Below are 23,563 nucleotides of genomic sequence, written 5' to 3'. Positions count from 1 at the left end.
AGCGAATTCAGGTGAGATCACACTTTGTAAATTCTTCCCCCCAGAGTGAATGGTGTTTCCTACACTCCAGGTAACATTCACTGGAGGCATGACATTATGGCGAACACCATCACGGCAGATGAGATTCGGGAACACTTTTCGCAGGCAATGTCAGCCATGTACCAGCAGGAAGTTCCGCAGTACGGCACGCTGCTGGAACTGGTGGCGGATGTGAATCTGGCGGTCCTCGAAAATAACCCTACGCTGCATGAAAAACTGGCCAATGCGGATGAACTGGCGCGCCTCAATGTGGAACGTCATGGCGCTATTCGCGTTGGTACCCCAGAGGAACTGTCCACGCTGCGCCGCATGTTTGCCATCATGGGGATGTTCCCGGTCAGCTATTACGATCTCTCTCAGGCCGGGGTGCCGGTGCACTCAACGGCATTTCGTCCCGTTGACGATGCTTCGCTGTCGCGAAATCCGTTTCGCGTCTTTACCTCGTTGCTGCGTCTTGAACTGATTGAAAATGCTGCGCTACGCCAGCGCGCGGCGGCGATCCTCGCGCAACGCGATATCTTTACGCCACGCTGTCGTGAACTGCTCGACGTCTGGGACAGTCAGAATGGGTTTAACGCGGCACAGACGCGCGAGTTTGTGAAAGAAGCGCTGGAAACCTTCCGCTGGCATCGCCATGCCACCGTGGATGAACAAACCTATCATGCGTTACATAACGAACATCGGCTGATCGCCGATGTGGTCTGTTTCCCCGGCTGCCACATTAACCATCTGACGCCCAGAACGCTGGATATCGATCGGGTGCAATCGATGATGCCGGAATGCGGCATTGAACCGAAAATTCTTATCGAAGGTCCACCGCGCCGCGACGTGCCCATTCTGCTGCGCCAGACCAGCTTCAAAGCGCTGGAAGAACCAGTGCTGTTTGCCGGCGAAATGCAGGGGACGCACACAGCCCGCTTCGGTGAGATAGAACAGCGCGGCGTGGCGCTGACGGTGAAAGGGCGTCAGCTGTACGATGAATTATTACGTAACGCCGGTACAGGTAAAGATAATCTGACGCACCAGTTGCACCTGCAGGAGGTGTTTCGCACGTTTCCGGACAGCGAATTTCTGTTACGCCAGCAGGGACTGGCCTGGTTCCGCTATCGTCTGACACCGTCAGGCGAAGCGCACCGCAAGGCGATTCATCCCGGCGACGATCCGCAACCGCACATTGAACGCGGCTGGGTACAGGCGCAGCCCATTACCTATGAAGATTTCCTGCCGGTCAGCGCGGCGGGGATTTTCCAGTCAAATCTGGGCAATGAAACTCAGGCGCGCAGCCATGGCAATGCCAGTCGCGAGGCCTTTGAGCAGGCGCTGGGTTGTCCGGTCTTTGACGAGTTTGTGCTGTATCAGGAGGCGGAAGAACGCAGCAAACGGCGTTGCGGCCTGCTTTAATCCAGGTATCCTGTAGGGATCTGCGATTAACGGGTAAACATGGACATGGTCAATCCCACTATTCCACTGATTGAAACGGTGCAGGGCCAGTTGATGGGTGTCGTACAGGATGACATCCACCTCTGGCGCGGTATTCCTTACGCCGCGCCGCCGACGGGCGAACGACGCTGGCGGGCCCCTCAACCGGTCAGCCCCTGGTCCGGGATTCGTGACGCCAGTACCTTCTCCAGCGCAAGCTGGCAGGACATTGAGTACTGCAAAGAGTTGGGCGGCGGCGATCCCGGCGCTTTTTCTGAAGATTGTCTCTATCTTAACGTCTGGTCCCCGGCGGAACGTCATCAGCCGCTTCCGGTGATGGTCTGGCTGCACGGCGGCGGTTACACCATTGGTGCCGGTAATCTGCCGCCTTATGACGGCGCTGCGCTGGCGAGGCGTGGCGTGGTTATCGTTACCGTCAACTATCGCCTCGGTCATCTCGGCTTTTTCGCCCATCCGGCGCTGGAAGGCGAAGAGGGCGAGCGCCTCAATAACTTTGCGCTGCTCGACCAGATTGCCGCGCTGCGCTGGGTACAGGAAAACATTGCCGCGTTCGGCGGCGATCCGCAAAATGTTACTCTGTTTGGTGAGTCAGCCGGGGCGCGCAGCGTACTCTCGCTGCTCGCTTCGCCGCGCGGAAAAGGGCTGTTTCATAAAGCGATTGTGCAGAGTGGTTATACGCTGCCGGACACGCCTCGCGAAATTGCCCTGGAAAACGGCGTTGCGCTGGCAGAGCACTTTGGCTTGCAGAACGCGACGGCGGAACAGCTTCGCGCTATTCCGGCGGAGGTATTCTGGCCGCTGGGTGCGCCGTATAAAATTGCGCCGACGCCCATTTCCGGCGATGCAATCCTGCCGGAACCGATGCTTGACGTCTTTTTTGCCGCCAGACAACACCCGATGCCCATCATGATTGGTTCTAACAGCGATGAAGCCAGCGTGATGGCGGTCTTCGGCGTTGACCTTGCCGGGCAAATTCAGAAACTGCGCCGTGAACGTCGACTGGGGCTCGGCCTGATTAAACTGCTGTATCCGGGTGTGAAGGGCGATGAGGAACTGGGGCGGCAGGTGTGTCGGGATATGGCGTTTACGGCACTGGGTTATGTGGTGATGCAGGCGCAGCAGCGGGTCGGCGAGCCGTGCTGGCGTTACTGGTTCGATTACGTCGCGGAATCGGAGCATCACACTTACGCCAACGGCGCCTGGCATGGCAATGAAGTGCCCTATGTTTTTGATACCTTGATGCTCGCTGAACCCTCGCGCAATTACGTGAATGCTAACGATCTCGACTTTGCCGCCCACGTTGCAGATTACTGGGTCAATTTCGCCCGTCATGCCAGCCGGACCTGCGATGTGCTTCACGGACCGGTTCGCTGGCCTGCCTGTATTCAGGGCCGCGATCGTCTGTTACGCATTGGGCTGAATAAGTTCGCCGGGTTTAAAGTTGAGAACCGGTTTATGCGGGCGCGGCTTTCGCTCTTTAAACGAGTGATGGCCCATCACGTCAGTCTCGACTAGCTTTGCATACGTTGAAAGAGGGGGCGGGAAAATTTACGTGGGAATCAGTCTGTTCCCATCGACACGAAATATTTTCCGTTTTGTGGCGATAATCAGCGGCCAACAATTGGATTCTTAATGAATTTTGTCTAGAGTGAGCGGTCAGAATTATGCATCTTCTTGCCGCTGTCGAGCGCCAGCGCGGGACCCTTCACATGAGACCAGAAGGATTTACTTTCAGGTATGAATCGCAGACGATTTATTAAAGGTTCAATGGCAATGGCCGCCGTGTGCGGTACCAGCGGGTTTGCTTCACTCTTCACCCGCGCAGCTTATGCGGCGGAATCCGACATTGCGGACGGGCAAACCGTCCGCTTTGATTTTTCCGTACTGCAATCCATGGCGCACGATCTCGCGCAGAAGCCGTGGGGCGGTGCGCCGCGCGCGTTGCCCAATACGCTGGCGAATCTGACGCCGCAGGCCTACAACAGCATTCAGTACGATGCCGCGCAATCGCTGTGGAACAACGTCGAAGACCGCCAACTGGATGCGCAGTTCTTCCACGTCGGGATGGGCTTTCGTCGCCGCGTGCGCATGTTCTCCGTGGATTCCAGCACCCATCTGGCGCGTGAGATCCACTTCCGCCCGGAACTGTTTAAATACAATGATGCCGGTGTTGATACCCGGCAACTGGAAGGACAAACCGATCTCGGCTTTGCCGGTTTTCGCGTCTTCAAAGCGCCTGAACTGGCGCGTCGCGACGTCGTCTCCTTCCTCGGCGCAAGCTATTTCCGCGCGGTTGATGATACCTACCAGTACGGGCTCTCCGCGCGCGGTCTGGCGATAGACACTTACGCCGACACCAAAGAAGAGTTCCCGGACTTCACCGCCTTCTGGTTCGATACGGTGAAACCCGGTGCCACCACGTTTACCGTGTACGCGCTGCTGGACAGTCCGAGCATCACCGGTGCCTATAAGTTCGTGATTCACTGCGAAAAGAGCCAGGTGATCATGGATGTCGAAAACCGTCTCTATGCCCGCAAAGACATCAAACAGTTGGGCATCGCGCCGATGACCAGTATGTTCAGCTGCGGCAATAACGAACGCCGCATGTGCGACACCATCCACCCGCAGATCCACGACTCCGATCGTCTGGCGATGTGGCGGGGTAACGGCGAGTGGATCTGCCGCCCGCTGAACAATCCGCAGAAGCTGCAATTCAACGCCTATACCGATAACAACCCGAAAGGGTTCGGCCTGCTGCAACTGGATCGCGATTTTACCCACTATCAGGACATCATGGGCTGGTACAACAAACGTCCAAGCCTGTGGGTTGAACCGCGTAACCGGTGGGGCAAAGGCACTATCGGCCTGATGGAGATCCCGACGACTGGCGAAACGCTGGATAACGTGGTCTGTTTCTGGCAGCCGGAAAAAGCCATCAAAGCGGGTGATGAGCTGGAATACAAATACCGTCTGTACTGGAGCGCGCAGCCGCCAGTCCGTTCGCCGCTGGCGCGCGTGATGGCGACCCGCACCGGTATGGGAGGATTCCCGGAAGGCTGGGCACCGGGTGAGCACTTTCCGGAGAAATGGGCGCGACGTTTTGCGGTTGATTTCGTCGGTGGCGATCTGAAAGCGGCCGCACCGAAAGGCATTGAGCCGGTGATTACGCTCTCCAGCGGTGAAGCGAAACAGATTGAGATCCTCTACGTTGAACCATTTGACGGCTATCGCATCCAGTTTGACTGGTATCCGACATCTGACTCGACCGATCCGGTGGATATGCGCATGTTCCTGCGCTGCCAGGGAGAAGCGATCAGTGAAACCTGGCTGTATCAGTATTTCCCGCCTGCACCGGATAAACGCACCTACGTCGACGATCGCGTGATGCGTTAATCTGCGCCAACGCCCTTCGTCATGCGAAGGGCGTCAACAGAGAGGCGTGTGAAATATCTGTACAGGAATTAAACACGATCCCGTTCGCATTTTTCCCTAAGTCAAATGGGTAAGCTGAAGGTGTGTATTTCTTATACACATGGTTTACCACTAACAGGGAGAGCGTATGTTTCCAGAATACAGAGATCTGATTTCCCGACTGAAATCCGAGAATCCTCGTTTTTCGTCTCTTTTCGAAAAGCACAACAACCTTGATCATGAAATTGCCAGGCTGGAAGGTTCCGATGGTCGGGGATACAATCTCGAAGTCGTTCGTCTGAAAAAACAGAAACTCCAGCTTAAGGACGATATGCTCAAAATACTGCAGAAAGAAAGTGTTGATGCGGGGTAACCCGCGTTTAAGAGCCGCCAGTCCTGGCGGCTTTTTTGTGCCTGTCATTCAGCGATGTGGCAATACCAGGTGGCATCCCGCGTGGGTGTATCGCTGCACAATGTCATCCGCGAGCGCACTGTCGCTGATAATCGTTTTAATGCAAGAGAGCGTGGCCACCGCGTGAGGTTCGACGGCATCAAACTTTGAATGATCGGCCATCAGTACCACGTCGCGGGCGCGTTGAATAATCCGCGTTTTAACGCCGACTTCGAACATCGTGGCGTTGGTGATCCCCGTCGCCAGCGACAGCGCATCGCAAGAGATAAAGGCCCGTTCTACTGAAAACGCATTGATCATCTCCAGCGCCAGGCTCTCACCCACCGAAAAATAACCCGGACGAATAAGCCCGCCGATGATATAGCTCTCGACGTGCGGAAAACAGCCCAGCTCGTTGGCGATTTTGATGTCGTTGCAGATGACTTTCACCCGCGCATCGGCCAGACACTTCGCCAGTTCCAGGCAGGTAGAGCCGGAATCGAGAAAGAAACAGTCGCCGTCTTTGATCATCGTGCGGGCAAGGGCGGCAATCTCTTTTTTTGCCTCCGCCTGCAATGTCCGTTTAACGTCAAAAACATACTCTTTGTCATCCATGCTGTCGTCAAAATCCAGGCTGCCGTGACCGCGAATCATGCCGGGATACTGGCTGGCGATATACTGGAAATCACGACGCACGGTAGCCTCCGCATAACCAAACAGTTCCATAGCCTGCTGGGTAGAGAGATGGCGATGTTGCCACAGATAGTGCAGCATCTGTTTGATACGGTCAGGGCGCTGTTGGCTCATCGAAGCAATCTCCTCTTACAGTCCGGCAAACCGGGATAACGTGGCGTGATAATTATTTGATGAGAACAGGGCGCGTCCCACGACAAGATGCTGTGCGCCCGCTGTCGCCAGATGTTGTGCAGCGGTAAACGTAATACCCCCGTCGGCCCAGCACGCCGCTTGTGGGAAATATTCGCGTACGTGACGGACCTTCTCACACAGGGCGGGAATGAACTGTTGATCTGCTCCATCGGGTTCGCTGGTCATGACCATCACCGCATCCAGGTGGGGTGCCAGATAGCGATACGCGTCAATGGGCGTGGCTGGATTAAACGCCAGCCCGGCTTTCGCGCCGATAAGCCGTATTTCGGCCAACGTTTCAGAAGGGTATGCCAGCGTCTCGGCATGAACAAAGATCCACGCCGGTTTGAGCGCGGCCAGTGCGGCAAACCAGGTCTGCGGACGGGAAATCATAAAATGAAACGAGAGGGGATGCGCCGTCTGTCGGGCGACGGCCTGCACGGTTTTGAGGCCAAAAGTGATGTTGTTAATAAAGCTGCTGTCTTCGATATCCAGATGCAGGGAGCCAATATCGGCATCGGCGAGTGCAGCCAGCGTTGTCCCGTAGTGCAGCGGATCTGCCGACGCAAGAGAAGGGTGCAGAATCATCATCGCCTCCGTTATCCGCAAATCTGCGCGAACAGCGCGGCGTCGGTTTGCGCATCCCGGACCGCCGCGAGTCGTTCGGGTGAATCAATAAACTGACTGATGCGCTGGATGGTGAGGATATGCGCATTGGCATCCGTCGCGCTGACGCACAGCAGCAGCCAGACCGGATCGCACTCCTCATGACCAAACGCGACGGGCGTTTTAAGCGTCGTGATGCTGACCTGATTATGGCAAGCGCCTTGTTCGGGGCGCGCATGGGGTAAGGCGATACCAGGGGCAATTAAATAGTATGGGCCCCAGTTCAGCGTGTTGTCGATAATGCCATCTACGTACTCCGGTTGCGCCGCGCCAAAGGTAATCAGCGGGCGAGCGGCGATTTCGACGGCCTGACGCCAGTCTTTGGCCTTGCGCTGCGCCTGTACCCACTTAACATCGTTTATCATCAGTCGTTGACTCCTTGCCGGTTAGGGTTACTCTGATAGCGATCCCCGTCGAGACTTTTGACGAAGGCGGCAGGGATCGCTGTTCTACCGGGGGTAAGCGCTCTGCTTATCCCCTTTTTTATTGCCGTATGTGATGCACTTTTTCCATAAACCGACTGACCCGTGCCTGATCGACAAAGTTGGCGAAAACGCCGTCCTTTTTAAAGGTGGTGGCCGTTACGCAACCGTCGGCAATACTGAGCTGTTCCTCAACGTTTTCCAGACACACGCCGGTATTCGCCAGCACCACGGTATCAGGCACCGTCTCTTTAACTCGCTTAAGCACAGCACTGTCGGTGCGCGCGCCCGCCGTCAGGCCAGAGACGCAGAGGGCGTCCGGATGGTTGTTAAAGACGGTGGATTTCGCAATGGAACAAATATCGCGATTGCCCAGATAAACCGCCGCTTCAGGCACAATATTGAACAGGGTTTTGACCTCACCCGCGCCGATGCGATGCTGATGACGAATGGTCTCGCCGACGTTGGTGTCCCAGACGCCAAAGTCGCTGGCGTAGGCACCGGTAAAAATCTCGCGAATGAATTTTGCGCCCGTCGCCATGGCCAGATCGAACGACGCGACCGGATCCCACAACACATTGACGCCAAACGGGATGCGAACTTCGCTCATCAACTGCCCAATAATCCTCGCCATTGCCGCGGTGGTTTCCGGGCGAACCTTCGTGAGATAGGGAAGGCTAAACTCGTTGGAGAACATCACGGCATCCACGCCGCCATTCTGTAGCGCCAGCAGATCGTCCCGGGCGCGGTCAATCACCCAGTTCATCCCTTTCTGCGCATCAAAGCTCGGGTCGCCGGGCAATGCGCGCAAATGGCACATGGCAATGACGGCTTTTTCCGTACCAATAACCTCTTTCAGCCAACTCATTGAAGGTACTCCTTATTCCGATAGTTCACGTTTACGTAAGAACAGCACGACGCTGGCGACGATACCCACCGCCACGACGACGCCAATGATGCCAAGCGACATCAGCTCCGAGATTGACCAGCCAAACATGTTGCCCACGGACAACGCAGAGATTTGCGCGTTTTCACCGGCAAAGCTGAAACCGCCCTTAAGCGCCATTTCGGTGAAGTAGGGGGCAAACTGGGTGGCGATCAGCAGGACGGTGACCATCACAATCACACCGCTGATTAAGGTGCGAATCAGGTCGCCGCGATGGATAACCGTCGCCATACAGATAAAGAACGGTGCAACGGGCAGATCGGCAAGCGGCAGCACTTTGTTGCCAGGTAAAATGCTGGCGAGAATTAACATGATGGGGATCAGCAGCAGACCCACCGCAATGGTGGTGGGGTGACCCAGCGTAACGGCGGTATCCAGACCGATGTACACCTCGCGCCCCTTGAAATGCTTCTGGAAAAATTTCCGTGCGCCGTCGGAGATGGGCAGTAACCCTTCAACAATCAGGCGGATCATGCGCGGGAACAACACCATAATCGCCGCGACGGTAATCATCAGGCTGGCGCAGCCTTTAAAGCCTTCACCCGCTGCGAGACCAAAGATAAGACCGAGCACCACGCCGATAATGACCGGATCGCCGACCATGCCGTAGCGTTTCTGGATCTCCTGGGCATCAATGTTGCGTCCCTTCATAAACGGAATTTTTTCGTAGATGGCATCAAGCAGAACGAACAGCGGGACCGAACTGGAACCATAGCCCTGCGGGATGGAGATCCCCTCCAGCCCGACGATGCTCTGCACGCGCTTAGCCGTCCAGTCGGCCATTTTCAGCGACAATGCCGCGTGGCAAATGGCCCCCAGCACGCCATAAATCAGACTGCCGGTCATTAACTGAACCACGGTGCCGGTAATGGCGTAGTGCCAGTAGTTATAGATATCGACGTTCATGGTTTTGGTCAGGCGGGTGACCAGCATCGCGACGTTGAGCAGAAAAATGATCGGGATAATCATTGCGCCAATGGCGGTGGCGTACCCGACGCCAGAGGCCGGCCCTGCGCCGACGTCAAACACATGCAGGGTCAGGCCGAAGCGTTCAATCATCACTTTGATGGGAGGGCTGAGGCTGTCGATCGCCATCACGATCACCAGCCCCATCCCGACAAAACCAATCCCTACCGTCACCCCGGCCTTGATCGCCTGCAGCCAGGGAATACGGAAGATCAACCCAATCACAATCATGATAATGGGGACAAAAACGGTACCACCGAGAGACAGGATGTAGTCAAACATAGTGCCTCCTTGTTACTGCGTTAACAGTGCTTTGATTTCTTGCTTCAAGGCGTCGTCGTTAATTCCCGTTAACAGGGCCGCGCCGTTTAACGTGGGAACACCGTAATCGTTGCTCGTGCGCATGGAGGTCACAATCAGGTCCATGCCGTTACAATTCAGTGGGATCTCATTGAGACAACACTGGGCAGTACTTGCCGCAATGCCTTGCTCGGCAAGGTATTCCTGCAACTTGTGCGCAATCATGGTTGACGTCGACATGCCGGTACCGCATGCCACAAGGATCTTTTTCATAATGGATTTGCCTCTTGTGTAGTGCCTGAATCAGGCTCAACGGGAAAGTGCTCTGCTGGCATGCCAGCCAGGGCGGTCAATAAGCGAATGCAGTCAGTCAAATCGCGCAGACTGGCGACCTCCGCCGGAGAGTGGGTATAGCGACAAGGGATAGAGAGGCTGGCGCAGGGAATGCCGTCCTGCTCAACCTGGATATAGCCGGTTTCGGTAATGACGCCGGGCGCAACTTCGCGCTGTACGGGAATGTGGTGCGCAAGGGCCGTTTGCTCCAGCATTCGGATAAGGCGTGGCGGAGTAATGAGGCCCGCCAGCGTGCCACGCCCGTGATAGTTCAGGCAGGTGATGCCCACGCCCTGATTCACCCGGACCTCGGAATAGTCATGCAGATCCGGCGTATCGCAGGACGGCGTGATATCAATGCCGATGGCGAGATCCGGCTTAACGCGGCGTAAAACCGGGACAATGCCACGAATGTTGAACTCTTCCTGCACGGACGCGACCAGATAAACGGCGATATCCAGCGGCGCATTGCCGATGGCATCCGCCACGCCCAATAGCGCAGTGCAGCCCAGACGATCGTCCAGCGCTTTGCTGCACACCAGATCGTTTGCCAGCAGCTGCGGTGGGTTATACAGCGTAACCGGGGTGCCGACCTGGATGCCCATGCGCAGGGCATCGGCTTTATCTTTCGCGCCGATATCAATCCACAGTTTATCGACGGAAGGTGACTGTGTGCGTTCATCCCCCTTTGCGAAGTGGTACGCCTTAATGCCAATGCATCCCATCACCGGGCCGTTATCCCCGGCGAGGGTGACGACCGAACCGGACATAGTGACCTGCGCCGGGCCGCCCACGCGTTCGAAGCGCAAAAATCCTGACGGCTCAATTTTGCGCACCATAAAGCCAACTTCATCCATATGGGCAAACATCATCAGTCGCAAGGCGTTCGGGTTATCACTGCCGTAACGGGCGACGACATTTCCCAACCGATCGCGCCAGACCTCTTTTGCCTGACGTTTAAATTCGCGTAGCATGACCTCAGCGACGCTGTTTTCATGTCCAGAAACGGCATTGAGATGCAAAAGCGAGAACAGTGTTTCCTGCACAGAAAATGACATAAGGATCTCCGTTGAAGATAAAACAATCACTCGTTGAGCGTTTTATAGGCGCTGGCTGGGCGAATAATTGTGAGCAACTTCACGTGGAAATAGAGAAAACAAAGGAAATAAAAAATAATGTGAGGAAAGTAGAATAAAAACGCTCAATGCTGATGAATGTCTGACAAAGGAGGAAGCAAAAGGGTGAGCGAAATTATTGAGGTCAATGAGACGCTGCATCTTCGGGCTGTTGATGAATGTCACGTCGCCGGGTTGCATCAACTGGTTCGTAAGAACAGCGCCTGGCTACAGCAGTCCTTAGACTGGCCGCAATACGTCAATACGGAAGAGGATACGCGCAAAACGGTGCAGGGCAATATGATGCTGCATCAGCGAGGCTACGCCAAAATGTTCCTCATTTTTGACGGCGATGAGATGCTGGGCGTGCTGTCGTTTAATCAGATTGAACCGGTGAATAAAGCCGCTTACATCGGTTACTGGATCGACGAAACGCAGCAGGGGAAAGGGATCCTGTCGCGCGCGTTGCAGGCGTTTATTCACCACTATGCCGGGCGAGGCGAAATCCGCCGCTTTGTGATCAAATGTCGGGTGAATAATCTGGCAAGCAATCATGTCGCGCAGCGCAATGGCTTTGCGCTGGAAGGCTGTCTGAAGCAGGCGGAGTTTCTGAACGGTCACTATGACGATGTTAACCTGTATGCACGGATCATCGATTCGTCCCTACAGTGAACCAATCAGCGGTGTGCGGGTGATATGCCGATCGCCGTTAAACACCTTTGGGCCACGCAGGTGAATGGCATCGCCTGTGGCGGCCTCAACGGTGGTGTTTCCACGGATGTCGATGTGATTTTCAATTAACACCTCACCGAGAATGCGCGCATCGCCTTCAATCAGAATGTGATCGTCGAGCAAAATGGGACCGCCGCGCAGCACGGCGTTTCCGCCTACCAGCACGTGATGTTTAAGAACACAATTGCCTTCCACTCGCGCCTGCTCCGCCACCTGTGAGCTGTAGCGCAGGGTGGGGATTTCATCGTCGCCCGTGCCGGCGATCACCTGCGCCCGACCGTAGACTTTCGCACAATCGCAAATCCAGACGTTGTTTTCGTCATTACCTTCAATCAGCGCGTCATCGAAAACTTCGGCCCGATGCTCAATAAACGCGTAGCTGATGATGGCGTCACCATAGATTTGTGCCTGGTGGACAATGCGCGAATTGATGACTGTGGCGCGGTCATACACTTGCAGGATCCGATCGCGCTCGACGGTCAGTCCGCGCGCCGCGACGATTTCTGATTGTTGCAGGATCCGCGCGTCGCCAAACAGGTGGCAGTCGCCGCGAACCGTGGATGACTGAATCGTGACGTTGTCACTAATTATGGCGCCGTGACTGAGTTCCGCGTGGTCAATCCAGACGTTATCGCTGATGCGAACGTTGTCGCGCAGAAGGCAGGGCTGGGTGATACGCACATTGCCCGATATTGTACAGCCCGCGAAGGCCAGCGTGTTTTCGTCGTAAATCCAACAATTCCCGGAGTGAGCCAGCACGCTTTCGTTATCAATCCAGCCGCCCGCGTTACCGGCTTTCACATCATTAAAATCAGCAAGTGCGATAATCTGGCGTAGTAAAACGCTCTTTTTATTGCCATTATCCAGATAACTGAACGCGCGCGGTTCGTCGCTGAGTCGGTATTTACGCATGAAGGCATTCCGTTTAGTCGCTTACTATAACCGTAGCAAATTCTGCGGCACTGGCTAACGCGGATAAAATTCCATAAAATGCTTTTCAAATATACTTTATAAATTAAACAAAATGAGCAACAACGAGAGTCGCGATCGCGTCCTGAATCTTCCCGCCGGTTACTTTGGCATGGTCCTTGGGACGATTGGAATGGGCTTTGCCTGGCGCTATGCCAGCCAGATCTGGCCTGTCAGCCCCTGGTTTGGCGATGGACTGGTGATTCTGGCGATAATAATATGGGGGCTGTTGACGCTGGCGTTTATCACGCGTCTGATCCGTTTCCCGCACAGCGTGATTGCCGAGATTCGCCATCCGGTGATGAGCAGTTTTGTCAGCCTGTTTCCGGCCACCACGATGCTGGTGGCGATTGGTTTTGTCCCGTGGTGTCGTCCGCTGGCGATAGGTCTGTTTTGCGTCGGGGTCGTTATTCAACTGGTTTATGCCGCGTGGCAGACCGCCGGATTGTGGCGCGGTTCGCATCCACAAGAGGCGACAACACCCGGACTCTATTTACCGACGGTCGCGAACAACTTTATCAGCGCGATGGCCTGCGGCGCATTAGGCTATACCGATGCCGGACTGGTCTTTTTAGGGGCGGGCGTTTTTTCCTGGCTGAGCCTGGAACCGGTGATATTGCAACGTCTGCGCAGCGCCGGTGAATTACCCACAGCTATGCGGACGTCGCTTGGGATCCAGCTTGCGCCTGCGCTGGTGGCCTGTAGCGCCTGGCTGAGCGTCAACGGCGGCGAGGGCGACACGCTGGCGAAAATGCTATTTGGCTACGGTCTGCTGCAACTTCTGTTTATGCTGCGCCTGATGCCCTGGTATCTGTCGCAACCGTTTAACGCCTCATTCTGGAGTTTCTCGTTCGGCGTGTCGGCGCTGGCCACCACCGGGTTGCATCTCGGCCACGCCAGTCCCGCTGGCTTTTTTCACACGCTGGCGGTGCCGTTGTTCATCTTTACCAATGTTATTATCGCGTTATTGCTGGTACGCACGTTCGCACTGCTGCTGCAGGGAAAACTGCTCATTCGCACAGAGCGCGCGGCATTACTGAAATCAGAGGATAAAAAATGACCCTTCGTGACGAAAATTACTTCACTGAAAAATACGACTTAACCCGCACGCACTCAGAAGTTCTGGAGGCGGTGAAGGTCGTCAAACCAGGAAAAACGCTGGATTTAGGCTGTGGCAATGGCCGTAACAGTCTGTATCTGGCGGCGAAGGGTTACGACGTGACCGCGTGGGATAAAAACCCGATGAGCATCGCCAACGTCGAACGTATCAAAGCGGCTGAAGGGCTGGACACTCTCCAGGCGAAAGTGGTGGATCTCAACGCCCTGACGTTTGAGGGCGAATATGACTTTATTCTCTCCACCGTGGTTCTGATGTTCCTCGAGGCCAAAACGATTCCGGGTTTAATCGACAATATGCAGCGTTGCACCAAACCAGGCGGTTATAACCTGATTGTTGCCGCCATGGATACCGCTGATTTTCCGTGCACGGTAGGATTCCCGTTTGCTTTTAAAGAAGGGGAACTGCGTCGTTATTACGAAGGCTGGGAATTGCTGAAATATAATGAAGATGTCGGTGAACTGCATCGTACTGATGCCAACGGCAACCGAATTAAACTGCGTTTCGCCACGCTGCTGGCACGCAAAACGGCCTAAGCGAAAGCGCCGCTAACCTCCTCAGCGCCCAGTGTTTTTCCTAAATAGGGGCGCTCTGAAATAAATTGTGCTTTGGTTACCATTTTTAGTCCAACGCAGATGATTTCCCTTTGCTACTATTTCAAATGCATATCTGCATATTCTAAGGGATCGTTTCATGCGTACTCATACTTTATTTAAAGTTGCAGTGCTTACTGGTTTACTGGCCTTATCCGGTTGTGCGTCAAAGGTGACACAGCCAGATAAATATTCTGGTTTTTTAAAAGACTACTCTGGTCTTAAGGAAACAAAATCCGCCACCGGGCATCCGGTGCTACGTTGGGTCGATCCCGGCTATAGCGAAACCAAATATGACAACATTGTCTGGAATCCAATAACCTATTATCCGGTACCAAAACCGAGCACTCAGGTCGGTCAGAAGGTGCTGGATCAGTTGCTGAATTATACCAATACAAAACTGAAAACGGCCGTCAGCCAACGTAAGCCGCTGGTCACGACGCCGGGACCACGCAGTCTGATCTTCCGTGGTGCGATCACCGGGGTGGATACCAGTAAAGAAGGGTTGCAGTTCTATGAAGTGGTGCCTGTGGCACTGGTGGTTGCCGGTACGCAAATGGCAACCGGTCACCGTACCATGGACACCCATCTCTACTTTGAAGGCGAGTTAATCGATGCGGCGACCAATAAGCCGGTGATTAAAGTCGTTCGTCAGGGTGAAGGGAAAGACCTGAACAACCAGAACACGCCGATGGCGTTTGAAACGTTGAAGAAAGTGGTTGATGACATGGCGACAGATGCCTCCATGTTTGACATAAACCGGAAATAATTGCTACGCGCCATCGTTTGATGGCGCGTTTTTTTAATTACGCCGTCCGGCGGCGCAAAAGTGCCGGTGGGCGGGCAAACATCACCAGGTTTCCCACCAGAATCAGAACCAGCCCCGCCACCGCATTTATCTGCCAGATATAGCCTTCGTAAACCGTAGAAAATGACAGCGCAACCAGCGGAAAGAGCAGCGTGCTGTAGGCCGCATTGCTCGGGCCAATTCGTCCCACCAGCGTAAAGTAGGCGCCAAAAGCGATGACCGACCCGAAAACGGCCAGATACAGCAGAGCGCCGAGATAGCTGAAGGTCCACTGCGGGGTAAAATTATCCCCCCGCACCAGCGCTATTGTCGCAATCAGCAGCGTGCCATACAGCATGGCCCAACTGTTGGTGGTCATCACTTCCAGACCTTTCCTCTGATGGCGCAGGCTTATCATATTTCCCAGCGAAAAACCAAACGTCCCCAGTGCGCTCAGACCAATGCCGAGCAGCAACGATCCGCTAAAGCCGCTGTTTATCAGATCCTGCCAGAAGAGGGTGACGATACCGGTGAGTCCCAGCGCGGCGGCGCAATAAAAACGCAGCGGGGGTTTTTGCCCAAAGAAGAAGAAACTGTTCACTGCGTTAAACAGCACCGCCATAGAAAAGATAACCGACTCCAGTCCGGTATTGATCCAGGCCGCCGCGGTGTAAAAACACCAGAAGTTGAAGCAGAAGACGCAACTCCCTTGCAGCAGGCAGAACAGATGGTCACGTAACGACAGCGTCCGCAGCTTTCCACGTACCCGCATGATGACCAGCATCAATGCCGTCGCCACCGCAAAGCGCCAGAAAATCGAGACCGGCGCAGCAACGGGGCCCTGCTGCAAATAAATGGCAATCCATGTGGTACCCCAGATAACCACAACCAGACAATACAATAGTGCGTTCATCATTGTTCTCTCTTCTAACCCGATAATTCACTGTCGCCGATCCCGGGGGTGGCGTGCTTTCATCGATTTGCGGGATACTTGCAAAATCTTGCGCTTTTTTCTGTCGGGCGGGTGGTAACCGCAGTGACCTGCGATAGACTGAACGCCTGAATAACAGTGTTTATGTGGTGGTATGACCCGGTCTTACGATGCCTTTGAAAAATTGAGTCAGCACAATGCCGTGTTGCAGGAGTCGGTCGAGTTGCGCTCGGGCGTCCAGTTGGCGGCATGGTCGAACAAGCGCGATACCATCACACAGTATTGCGATCATCACACGCTCAGTCTGTATGTGGCGGATGGCTACGAGAGCTACCAGAAAACGGCCTTCGGCTGGAAAAATGGCGGCGGGCCGGACCGCTTTTGCCTGTTGCCAAAAGAGAGTGAATCTACCTGGGATATCCGTGACGACCTCTCGTTCGTGCATCTCTACTGCACCGACGCGCATTTGCGTGAAGTCGGAGAAAAGGTCTGGGATAAAAGCCCTTACCGCTTTACGCTGGATGAACGGACGTTTGGCAACGATCCGGGCATTACGGCAGTCTACCGACAGTTTTTGCTGGGTAACGACTGGCATCAACCCGCGAATCACCTGACGCTCAGCGCCGCGTCATCACTTCTGATGACCCACATTATTCAGCACTACAGCAATGTGCAGTGGCGATTGCCGACGGTAACGGGCGGACTTGCGCCGGTGACGTTGCGCAATGTGCTGGCCTATATCGACGCCCACCTGGCAGAACCGTTGACGCTAGCCGATCTGGCGTATGAAGCGGCACTGAGTGAATTTCATTTTGCCAGAATGTTCCGCCAGTCGATGAAAATGGCACCGCATCAGTACGTCATGCAGCGCCGGATGGCTGTGGCAAAGCAGCTGGTCTGCCACTCACAGCGTCCGTTAACGGAGATTGCCCTGGCCTGCGGATTCAGTTCGCCAAGCCACTTCAGCAATCGCTTTAAGCAGGTGACGGGCAAAACGCCGACGCAGCTACGCGCGTCGGGTTAGTCGTAAGACGGTGTAGCAGACTCCACCCGCTATCAGTCCCCAGAATGCCGAACCCACACCCCACAGCGTCAGCCCACTGGCGGTGAGCAGAAACGTCACCACGGCGGCATCACGCTCACTCTCATGGTTCAACGCCTGATACAAACTGCCCGAAATCGTCCCCAGCAGCGCCAGTCCGGCCAGCATCTGAATACCGCTCGTCGGCAGGGCTGCCATCATGCCGGTAATTGAACTGCCAAAAACGCCGGCTAACAGATAGAACATCCCGGCAGCCGCGGCGGCCAGCCAGCGTTTAGTTGCATCCGGATGGGCATCCGGACTCTGACAAATCGCCGCCGTGATGGCGGCAATGCAAATGGAATAGACACCAAAAGGAGAAAACAGCAGTGCCAGCAAACCGGTGACAACGATCAGGGGCGAAACGGGGACGTCGTATCCTGCGGCTTTCATGGTCGCCACGCCGGGGGCATTTTGTGACGCCATCGTCACCAGAAAGAGCGGTACGGCAATGCCCAGACTGTGGGCCAGCGAAAACTGCGGGGCAATGAAAGTGGGTAATACCGGCGTCATCGCCAACGAAGAGGTGACAATGTCACCTTCGAGTAGCGCAATGACCGCGCCGGCAATCAGTGCCGCAATGACCGCGTAGCGCGGCGCAATCCTCTTCATTATCAGCCACGCCAGCAGCATACCGCCACAAAGCAGAAACTGGTCATCGAGACTGGCAAAAGCCTGCAGGCCAAAGCGGAGCAAAATCCCGGCCAGCATCGCCGCTGCCAGCGAGTGGGGGATCACCTGCATCAGACGGGCGAATAATCCCGTCACGCCACATAACACAATTAACGTGTTCGCGATGATAAACACGCCAATCGCTTCCGGCAGCGTCAGTCCCTGGAGTCCTGTCACCAGCAGCGCCGCACCGGGCGTCGACCACGCCGTCAGTACCGGGGCGCGATACCAGAGCGTTAAGAGCAGCGTGCTGGCACCCATCGCGATACCAAGGGCGGTCATCCAGCCGGCAATTTGTGTTGTGCTGGCGCCCGCCGCCACGGCGGCCTGCCAGATGATGGCCGCAGAACTGGCATAGCCAACCAGTACGGCGACAAATCCAGAAAGCAGTGTGGGTAATGGCATGGAGAATGAACGCATAAGCCCCTCTCGTGCGTTATAACGGTCGTTTAATCTAGCATCTGGGCGTTATAACGTACAAGTGGTAAGCTGGCCTTTTGGGAGGATATCCATGGACAACCTGACGCATTATCTGGCGAACACCTTAAAAACATTGCGCAAGCAGCGGGAGTGGAGTTTATCGCGCCTGGCCGATGCGACCGGTGTTTCAAAAGCGATGCTTGGTCAAATTGAGCGCAATGAATCCAGCCCCACGGTGGCGACGTTATGGAAGATTGCCACCGGACTGAACGTCCCGTTCTCCACCTTTATTGCGCCGCCGGAATCAGAGCCGCTGCCGACGTTTGATCCACAAGAGCAAGCGATGGTCGTGACGCCGTTGTTTCCGTGGGATCCGGTGCTGTGCTTTGACCACTTTTCGATTCTGCTGGCACCCGGTGCGCTCAGCGAATCCACACCGCATGAAGCCGGTGTGATTGAGCATGTGGTCGTGATCGCAGGCGTTCTGGAGATGTGCATTGATCAGCAATGGCGCGTCATCAGTGCCGGAGAAGGGGTTCGTTTTGCCGGTGACCGCGCCCATGCCTATCGCAACAGCAGCGAGCAGACCGTGCACTTTCATTCGCTCATCCATTACCCACGCAGTTAAGCGGGAAAACTATTTCGCAACGCGGCGCTTCTGACTACAATAGCCGCCATTTTGTTGCTACTGGATAAAACAACGCTATGCGCCAGTCCCCACATCGCCTTGAATTGTTAAGCCCGGCACGGGATACCGCCATCGCCCGCGAAGCCATTTTACATGGCGCAGACGCCGTCTATATCGGCGGTCCTGGCTTTGGCGCACGTCATAATGCCAGCAATAGCCTGAAAGATATCGCCGAACTGGTGCCGTTCGCCCATCGTTATGGCGCGAAAATCTTTGTCACGCTGAATACGATTCTTCACGACGATGAACTGGAACCCGCGCAGCAGCTGATTACCGATCTCTACCAGACCGGCGTTGATGCGCTGATCGTCCAGGACATGGGCATTCTGGAACTCGACATCCCGCCCATCGAACTGCATGCCAGCACCCAGTGCGATATCCGCAGCGTGGAGAAAGCCAGGTTCCTCTCTGACGTGGGATTCACGCAGATAGTCCTGGCGCGCGAACTGAGTCTTGAGCAGATTCAGGCTATCCATCAGGCGACCGACGCCACGATCGAATTTTTTGTCCACGGCGCGCTGTGCGTGGCGTATTCGGGACAGTGCTATATCTCGCATGCGCAAACGGGGCGCAGCGCCAACCGTGGCGACTGCTCGCAGGCGTGCCGTTTGCCGTACACCCTGAAAGACGACCAGGGGCGGGTAGTGTCGTATGAAAAACACCTGCTTTCCATGAAAGATAACGATCAGACCGCCAACCTGGACGCGCTGATCGATGCTGGCGTGCGCTCCTTCAAGATTGAAGGGCGCTACAAAGACATGAGCTACGTGAAGAACATCACCGCGCACTATCGCCAGATGCTGGATGCCATTATTGAGGATCGCGACGACCTGGCGCGGGCCTCCGCCGGGCGCACGGAACATTTCTTCACGCCGTCAACGGATAAAACATTCCATCGCGGCAGCACCGACTACTTTGTGAACGCACGTAAAGGGGATATCGGCGCCTTTGACTCGCCGAAGTTTATCGGCCTGCTGGTGGGTAACGTGCTGAAAGTGGCGAAAGATCACCTCGATGTTGAAGTTAGCGAACCGCTGGCAAACGGCGACGGTCTCAACGTCCTGATCAAACGCGATGTTGTTGGCTTTCGCGCCAATATTGTCGAAAAAACGGGACATCATCGCTATCGCGTCTGGCCGAACGAGATGCCCGCCGATCTGCATAAACTGCGTCCGCCCCATCCGCTGAATCGCAATCTTGACCATAACTGGCAGCAGGCGTTAACCAAAACCTCAAGCGAGCGTCGGGTGGCCGTGGATATTGAACTGGGCGGCTGGCAGGAACAGTTGATCCTGACGCTGACCAGTGAAGAGGGCGTCAGCATCACGCATACGCTGGAGGGGCAGTTTGATGAGGCCAACAACGCTGAAAAAGCACTGAACGGTCTGAAGGACGGACTGGCGAAACTGGGTCAGACGCTCTATTACGCCCGCGATATCGCGGTGAACCTGCCGGGGGCGCTGTTTGTGCCGAACAGCCAGCTTAATGCGTTCCGCCGGGAAGCGGTGGAGATGCTGGATGCCGCGCGCCTTGCGAGCTATCAACGCGGCGTTCGCAAACCGGTGTCTGAACCTGCGCCGGTTTACCCGCAAACGCACCTGAGTTTTCTGGCTAACGTATACAACCATAAGGCGCGCGAGTTTTACCATCGCTACGGCGTGCAGCTGATTGATGCGGCGTATGAAGCGCATGAAGAAAAGGGCGATGTGCCGGTGATGATCACCAAACATTGTCTACGCTTTGCCTTTAATCTGTGCCCGAAGCAGGCGAAGGGCAATATCAAAAGCTGGAAGGCGACGCCGATGCAGTTGGTTAACGGCGATGAGGTGTTAACGCTGAAATTTGACTGCCGCCCGTGTGAAATGCATGTGATCGGTAAAATCAAAAATCACATTCTGAAGATGCCGCTACCCGGCAGCGTGGTGGCTTCCGTCAGCCCGGAAGAACTGATGAAAACGCTGCCAAAGCGTAAGTGATTGAAAGAGCCAGAAATGACTGGCTCTTTCCGTATGGTGGCATTATTTTATGGATATCGAGAATTTTCCTATAGTGTCACGGACGGTTGCTTATGCGTTTTTTCTTATCGATTAAAAGAATAATCACACACACTGACAGTGGCGTGTATTTGCGGCAGGATAACTTAGTCAAATCAAAACCTAAACCATGGGATGATTTTGGCCATGTCATGCTTTTTAATGTGGTAGTGAAAGACAACAAAGGCCAGGAACACGAGCTGGGTTACGCCAGAATTCTTGTTAATGGTGAAAGCCATACTGCGGATTATTTTTTGCGCGAAGGCAAGATGCTGCCAGCGGGTGATATCTACGATGTGACTGAATTGCTGGACAAGGACAAAGTGGTTTCTCTGCCAGAAAAAATATCATTTTATAAGGCATTAAATAAAACGTTTTCTCGAAAAGATGTTCGATCATTTCTCTCAGGAATATGTGATGCCAGCTATAATCAGAACCTGCATCATAAACATTTACTGTGGGAGGGGTACCAAGGGGCGCTGTTTCGTGACAGTTCCAGCATTGATGCCATCCTGAATACGGGAAAACAGATTGCACTCGGTAAGAATATCGCTGATCGCACTATCGATTTCACTATTTCTAATCCTCCGGAAGGTATGGATAAGGTGGCGTTTAATTTCTCCAGGGAAATTGTAGATGATATTGAACCTCAGCATATTAACCTGCTTGTGGGTAGGAACGGGTTAGGAAAAACATTCTTGCTTAAATACATCTCAGAAATTGTCTCGGGTATACAGGATAACGATAATACACCTTATTTTAATAAGCTATTGGTAGTCGCATTTTCGCCTTTTGAAGAATATGACACTAATAGTGACGTTGAGCAGAAACTAATAAATAAGTATTACGCTGATAAGACTGACGATCGTACTGATGTGAAAATGGATGTAAATGAGTACGACTACATTGGTTTCAGGGATAATGATGGTCAATTTGATAGAGAACGGCCCGCCAGGAATGTTTCGCGATATTTTTTCGAAGCGATTAGTCTTGAACATGATGAATGGTGGGAAGATTTAAATCGTATTAAATTATTGATTTCCACATTGCAAATAGCCATCGACTTCGATGATGTGGTTTTCGAATCTATTGAAGGAGAGATTCTGCATTTAGATGATGTTACCCCTAAAGGCAATCCGTTTTTAGAAAAAATCGCCCTAGATAAAGGTATTAAGTTTATAAAGGATGGTCAGGTTGTAAAATTAAGTTCCGGGCAAAAAATATTTTCATATATGATCCCGGGCATCATTTCCGGTATCGCGGAAAAAAGTTTGCTTATCATTGATGAGCCAGAGTTATATCTCCACCCGACGCTTGAAGTGGCTCTCGTCGAAATGTTGAAAAATATTCTTTCCTTTAAAAACTCCTATGCAATTATTGCGACACATTCAGCCATTATTGCACGTGAAGTAAAACGTGATTACGTCCATGTGCTCCGGGGCAGTTTGCACAATGCCATGATTACGCATCCAGAAATTGAAACCTTAGGTGAGTCACTGGATGAAATAATCGGGGAGCTTTTTGATGACTATAAGACAGTTAAACCTTATCAAAATACCATTAAAGATATTTTTGAAAAACATCAGGCCGACAATGCTACGTCCGAACAGGATTTTCTGAGAAAGATGAAACACAAAGTCGGTGATGATGCGCTAGTTTATCTTGCCGATCTCATGGATGATTCACCAGATGTTTTTATCAGGCAGGAGGATAAATAATGCTCTATCTTCCTGAAATGAAAAAAACAAACGATCGTACGTGGTTGAAAGATGCTCTCAAAAGCAAAAGAGCGGACCAGTCTCGACTGGCGGCAGAAGAGGACAATCTTTTGCTTAAATACGCATCTTATGATGAGCTTATTATTAATTGCAGCGATACACCGCCTGCCAGTGAATACCTTTCCGCTCTTCCGGCTGATGATGGTAAGGTTAAAACAGTCTGGTCGATAAAGAAAATTTTGATTGATCATTATGTAAATTCGCCCAGCCATCTTGGCGAACTTCTCTCATTTCGCCGGACAAAACATGAACTCGATTCTTGCCCCTATTGTGGCAAGCCCGTCACACCTTCAACGATAGACCATTTTCTTCCCAAAGAAGACTGGCCGGAATTTGCCATATATCCGGATAACCTTGTGCCCCAATGTATAGACTGTGTGCCGAACAAGGGGCAGAAATATTACAGTGTTGATGATGGCATTGCGATGTTTATCCATCCTTTTTACAGTCCGTTACTTTCAAATATTGGTTTCGTTATTTCAGCGAGTCTGAATGAGAGTGAAGTGGTCTTTGATGTAAATTATAAATTCAGCAATATCAGTGACGCAGAGATGCCACGTGTTCGTTTGCATATCAGAACATTGAGAGTGACGAAGCGTATCAAAGAATATTGTGAAGCACTCCTTCGCAGAACGATACGGAAAGCAAAGAAGAGAAGGGCCAGTGTTGCCAAAATTATCGAGTGCCATCTTCCTGAAACACAAGAGGAATATTATCTTTCGAATAACTGGGAAGAAGCTTTTTATACAGCAATCAACCAGCAAGCAATCATTCAGTATATTGATGCATTCAGGAAACCGTTAGTGGCTAAAGCCCCTCCGGTTGTTCATATTCAATATGAATCTATTGAGTAGTGAAGCACCGGA

The 23,563-nt window shown here is 53.5% G+C and carries 23 protein-coding genes; 13 read left to right on the top strand and 10 right to left on the bottom strand.

The genetic code is table 11. The features are described 5' to 3' along the window. Positions 1-96: 96 nt before the first annotated feature. The 4 genes from F384_RS07520 (at position 97) to F384_RS07505 (ending at position 5,263) form a co-directional block, all read left to right on the top strand. A complete protein-coding gene (locus F384_RS07520; RefSeq protein ID WP_046480934.1) occupies positions 97-1,440 on the top strand; it encodes a VOC family protein in 1,344 nt (447 codons plus the stop codon). Positions 1,441-1,485: 45 nt separating this feature from the next. After that, positions 1,486-2,994, top strand: a complete 1,509-nt coding sequence (locus tag F384_RS07515) for a carboxylesterase/lipase family protein (RefSeq protein ID WP_046497879.1) — start codon at positions 1,486-1,488, stop codon at positions 2,992-2,994. A gap of 222 nt (positions 2,995-3,216) precedes the next feature. After that, positions 3,217-4,872 carry a glucan biosynthesis protein D gene (locus F384_RS07510; RefSeq protein WP_046480933.1) on the top strand — a complete coding sequence of 552 codons (1,656 nt, stop codon included), beginning with the start codon at positions 3,217-3,219 and terminating at the stop codon, positions 4,870-4,872. Positions 4,873-5,038: 166 nt separating this feature from the next. Next, a complete protein-coding gene (locus F384_RS07505) occupies positions 5,039-5,263 on the top strand; it encodes a YdcH family protein (protein WP_046480932.1) in 225 nt (74 codons plus the stop codon). A gap of 48 nt (positions 5,264-5,311) precedes the next feature. On the opposite strand, the gene F384_RS07500 is transcribed toward F384_RS07505, so the two are convergent. From F384_RS07500 to F384_RS07470, 7 genes are all read right to left on the bottom strand, one after another. Continuing rightward, the gene (locus F384_RS07500; RefSeq protein ID WP_046480931.1) at positions 5,312-6,088 is read right to left on the bottom strand and encodes a DeoR/GlpR family DNA-binding transcription regulator; all 777 of its coding nucleotides are present in this window, start codon (positions 6,086-6,088) and stop codon (positions 5,312-5,314) included. Between the two features lie 15 nt (positions 6,089-6,103). Then, positions 6,104-6,736 carry a ribulose-phosphate 3 epimerase family protein gene (locus tag F384_RS07495; protein WP_046480930.1) on the bottom strand — a complete coding sequence of 211 codons (633 nt, stop codon included), beginning with the start codon at positions 6,734-6,736 and terminating at the stop codon, positions 6,104-6,106. An 11-nt stretch (positions 6,737-6,747) separates the two neighbouring features. Continuing rightward, on the bottom strand, positions 6,748-7,179 hold the full coding sequence (sgcA, locus tag F384_RS07490; protein WP_046480929.1) for an SgcA family PTS sugar transporter subunit IIA: 432 nt from the start codon (positions 7,177-7,179) through the stop codon (positions 6,748-6,750). 118 nt (positions 7,180-7,297) lie between these two features. Then, positions 7,298-8,104 (bottom strand): BtpA family protein SgcQ, encoded by an 807-nt coding sequence (gene sgcQ, locus F384_RS07485; RefSeq protein ID WP_046480928.1) that lies wholly within the window; start codon positions 8,102-8,104, stop codon positions 7,298-7,300. 12 nt (positions 8,105-8,116) lie between these two features. Next, on the bottom strand, positions 8,117-9,430 hold the full coding sequence (sgcC, locus tag F384_RS07480) for a PTS sugar transporter subunit IIC SgcC (protein ID WP_042318918.1): 1,314 nt from the start codon (positions 9,428-9,430) through the stop codon (positions 8,117-8,119). 12 nt (positions 9,431-9,442) lie between these two features. After that, the gene (gene sgcB, locus F384_RS07475) at positions 9,443-9,721 is read right to left on the bottom strand and encodes a PTS sugar transporter subunit IIB SgcB (RefSeq protein ID WP_046480927.1); all 279 of its coding nucleotides are present in this window, start codon (positions 9,719-9,721) and stop codon (positions 9,443-9,445) included. Further along, on the bottom strand, positions 9,718-10,839 hold the full coding sequence (locus F384_RS07470) for a M42 family metallopeptidase (RefSeq protein ID WP_046480926.1): 1,122 nt from the start codon (positions 10,837-10,839) through the stop codon (positions 9,718-9,720). The genes sgcB and F384_RS07470 overlap by 4 nt, the downstream gene beginning before the upstream one ends. 183 nt (positions 10,840-11,022) lie before the next feature. Between F384_RS07470 and rimL the strand changes: the two genes are divergently transcribed. Continuing rightward, entirely contained in the window at positions 11,023-11,568 is a 546-nt protein-coding gene (gene rimL, locus F384_RS07465; protein ID WP_046480925.1) for a 50S ribosomal protein L7/L12-serine acetyltransferase, read from the top strand. On the opposite strand, the gene ydcK is transcribed toward rimL, so the two are convergent. Further along, positions 11,560-12,540 carry a YdcK family protein gene (ydcK, locus tag F384_RS07460; RefSeq protein WP_046480924.1) on the bottom strand — a complete coding sequence of 327 codons (981 nt, stop codon included), beginning with the start codon at positions 12,538-12,540 and terminating at the stop codon, positions 11,560-11,562. The genes rimL and ydcK overlap by 9 nt on opposite strands. Before the next feature lie 112 nt (positions 12,541-12,652). Here ydcK and tehA point away from each other — a divergent pair, with 112 nt between their 5' ends. From tehA to F384_RS07445, 3 genes are all read left to right on the top strand, one after another. Next, the gene (gene tehA, locus F384_RS07455) at positions 12,653-13,657 is read left to right on the top strand and encodes a dicarboxylate transporter/tellurite-resistance protein TehA (RefSeq protein ID WP_046480923.1); all 1,005 of its coding nucleotides are present in this window, start codon (positions 12,653-12,655) and stop codon (positions 13,655-13,657) included. Continuing rightward, a complete protein-coding gene (gene tehB / locus F384_RS07450; protein ID WP_046480922.1) occupies positions 13,654-14,250 on the top strand; it encodes a tellurite resistance methyltransferase TehB in 597 nt (198 codons plus the stop codon). The genes tehA and tehB overlap by 4 nt, the downstream gene beginning before the upstream one ends. Positions 14,251-14,407: 157 nt before the next feature. Beyond that, positions 14,408-15,076 (top strand): DUF3313 domain-containing protein, encoded by a 669-nt coding sequence (locus F384_RS07445; RefSeq protein ID WP_046480921.1) that lies wholly within the window; start codon positions 14,408-14,410, stop codon positions 15,074-15,076. A gap of 37 nt (positions 15,077-15,113) precedes the next feature. Here the strand turns inward: F384_RS07445 and F384_RS07440 are convergent, their stop codons facing one another. After that, the gene (locus F384_RS07440; protein ID WP_046497874.1) at positions 15,114-16,007 is read right to left on the bottom strand and encodes a DMT family transporter; all 894 of its coding nucleotides are present in this window, start codon (positions 16,005-16,007) and stop codon (positions 15,114-15,116) included. A gap of 172 nt (positions 16,008-16,179) precedes the next feature. Between F384_RS07440 and F384_RS07435 the strand changes: the two genes are divergently transcribed. Next, positions 16,180-17,049 (top strand): helix-turn-helix domain-containing protein, encoded by an 870-nt coding sequence (locus F384_RS07435; protein WP_046480920.1) that lies wholly within the window; start codon positions 16,180-16,182, stop codon positions 17,047-17,049. Here the strand turns inward: F384_RS07435 and F384_RS07430 are convergent. Continuing rightward, positions 17,032-18,198 carry a benzoate/H(+) symporter BenE family transporter gene (locus F384_RS07430; protein WP_046480919.1) on the bottom strand — a complete coding sequence of 389 codons (1,167 nt, stop codon included), beginning with the start codon at positions 18,196-18,198 and terminating at the stop codon, positions 17,032-17,034. The genes F384_RS07435 and F384_RS07430 overlap by 18 nt on opposite strands. Positions 18,199-18,289: 91 nt before the next feature. On the opposite strand from F384_RS07430, the gene F384_RS07425 reads away from it, so the two are divergent. From F384_RS07425 to F384_RS07410, 4 genes are all read left to right on the top strand, one after another. After that, on the top strand, positions 18,290-18,826 hold the full coding sequence (locus F384_RS07425; RefSeq protein WP_046480918.1) for a helix-turn-helix domain-containing protein: 537 nt from the start codon (positions 18,290-18,292) through the stop codon (positions 18,824-18,826). Positions 18,827-18,903: 77 nt separating this feature from the next. After that, positions 18,904-20,862 carry a peptidase U32 family protein gene (locus F384_RS07420; RefSeq protein WP_046480917.1) on the top strand — a complete coding sequence of 653 codons (1,959 nt, stop codon included), beginning with the start codon at positions 18,904-18,906 and terminating at the stop codon, positions 20,860-20,862. A 92-nt stretch (positions 20,863-20,954) separates the two neighbouring features. Then, positions 20,955-22,637: an AAA family ATPase gene (locus F384_RS07415; RefSeq protein ID WP_046480916.1), complete on the top strand. Its 1,683-nt coding sequence runs from the start codon at positions 20,955-20,957 to the stop codon at positions 22,635-22,637. Next, on the top strand, positions 22,637-23,551 hold the full coding sequence (locus F384_RS07410; protein WP_052746892.1) for an HNH endonuclease: 915 nt from the start codon (positions 22,637-22,639) through the stop codon (positions 23,549-23,551). Before F384_RS07415 ends, F384_RS07410 begins: the two co-directional genes overlap by 1 nt. Positions 23,552-23,563 lie beyond the last annotated feature (12 nt).

The sequence above is a fragment of the Citrobacter amalonaticus Y19 genome (genome assembly GCF_000981805.1).
Classification (GTDB): domain Bacteria; phylum Pseudomonadota; class Gammaproteobacteria; order Enterobacterales; family Enterobacteriaceae; genus Citrobacter_A; species Citrobacter_A amalonaticus_C.
This window is presented reverse-complemented; position numbering and strand designations above follow the sequence as displayed.

What these genes read in the sequence shown, in the direction of transcription:
- F384_RS07520 (WP_046480934.1), top strand. Translation starts at nt 97, where the DNA reads ATGGCGAACACCATCACGGCAGATGAGATTCGGGAACACTTTTCGCAG.
- ydcK (WP_046480924.1), bottom strand. Translation starts at nt 12,540, where the DNA reads ATGCGTAAATACCGACTCAGCGACGAACCGCGCGCGTTCAGTTATCTG.
- sgcQ (WP_046480928.1), bottom strand. Translation starts at nt 8,104, where the DNA reads ATGAGTTGGCTGAAAGAGGTTATTGGTACGGAAAAAGCCGTCATTGCC.
- F384_RS07470 (WP_046480926.1), bottom strand. Translation starts at nt 10,839, where the DNA reads ATGTCATTTTCTGTGCAGGAAACACTGTTCTCGCTTTTGCATCTCAAT.
- F384_RS07430 (WP_046480919.1), bottom strand. Translation starts at nt 18,198, where the DNA reads ATGCGTTCATTCTCCATGCCATTACCCACACTGCTTTCTGGATTTGTC.
- F384_RS07495 (WP_046480930.1), bottom strand. Translation starts at nt 6,736, where the DNA reads ATGATTCTGCACCCTTCTCTTGCGTCGGCAGATCCGCTGCACTACGGG.
- tehB (WP_046480922.1), top strand. Translation starts at nt 13,654, where the DNA reads ATGACCCTTCGTGACGAAAATTACTTCACTGAAAAATACGACTTAACC.
- sgcC (WP_042318918.1), bottom strand. Translation starts at nt 9,430, where the DNA reads ATGTTTGACTACATCCTGTCTCTCGGTGGTACCGTTTTTGTCCCCATT.
- F384_RS07440 (WP_046497874.1), bottom strand. Translation starts at nt 16,007, where the DNA reads ATGAACGCACTATTGTATTGTCTGGTTGTGGTTATCTGGGGTACCACA.
- F384_RS07500 (WP_046480931.1), bottom strand. Translation starts at nt 6,088, where the DNA reads ATGAGCCAACAGCGCCCTGACCGTATCAAACAGATGCTGCACTATCTG.
- sgcB (WP_046480927.1), bottom strand. Translation starts at nt 9,721, where the DNA reads ATGAAAAAGATCCTTGTGGCATGCGGTACCGGCATGTCGACGTCAACC.
- F384_RS07505 (WP_046480932.1), top strand. Translation starts at nt 5,039, where the DNA reads ATGTTTCCAGAATACAGAGATCTGATTTCCCGACTGAAATCCGAGAAT.
- F384_RS07445 (WP_046480921.1), top strand. Translation starts at nt 14,408, where the DNA reads ATGCGTACTCATACTTTATTTAAAGTTGCAGTGCTTACTGGTTTACTG.
- tehA (WP_046480923.1), top strand. Translation starts at nt 12,653, where the DNA reads ATGAGCAACAACGAGAGTCGCGATCGCGTCCTGAATCTTCCCGCCGGT.
- sgcA (WP_046480929.1), bottom strand. Translation starts at nt 7,179, where the DNA reads ATGATAAACGATGTTAAGTGGGTACAGGCGCAGCGCAAGGCCAAAGAC.
- F384_RS07420 (WP_046480917.1), top strand. Translation starts at nt 18,904, where the DNA reads ATGCGCCAGTCCCCACATCGCCTTGAATTGTTAAGCCCGGCACGGGAT.
- F384_RS07425 (WP_046480918.1), top strand. Translation starts at nt 18,290, where the DNA reads ATGGACAACCTGACGCATTATCTGGCGAACACCTTAAAAACATTGCGC.
- F384_RS07410 (WP_052746892.1), top strand. Translation starts at nt 22,637, where the DNA reads ATGCTCTATCTTCCTGAAATGAAAAAAACAAACGATCGTACGTGGTTG.
- F384_RS07515 (WP_046497879.1), top strand. Translation starts at nt 1,486, where the DNA reads ATGGTCAATCCCACTATTCCACTGATTGAAACGGTGCAGGGCCAGTTG.
- F384_RS07510 (WP_046480933.1), top strand. Translation starts at nt 3,217, where the DNA reads ATGAATCGCAGACGATTTATTAAAGGTTCAATGGCAATGGCCGCCGTG.
- F384_RS07415 (WP_046480916.1), top strand. Translation starts at nt 20,955, where the DNA reads ATGCGTTTTTTCTTATCGATTAAAAGAATAATCACACACACTGACAGT.
- F384_RS07435 (WP_046480920.1), top strand. Translation starts at nt 16,180, where the DNA reads ATGACCCGGTCTTACGATGCCTTTGAAAAATTGAGTCAGCACAATGCC.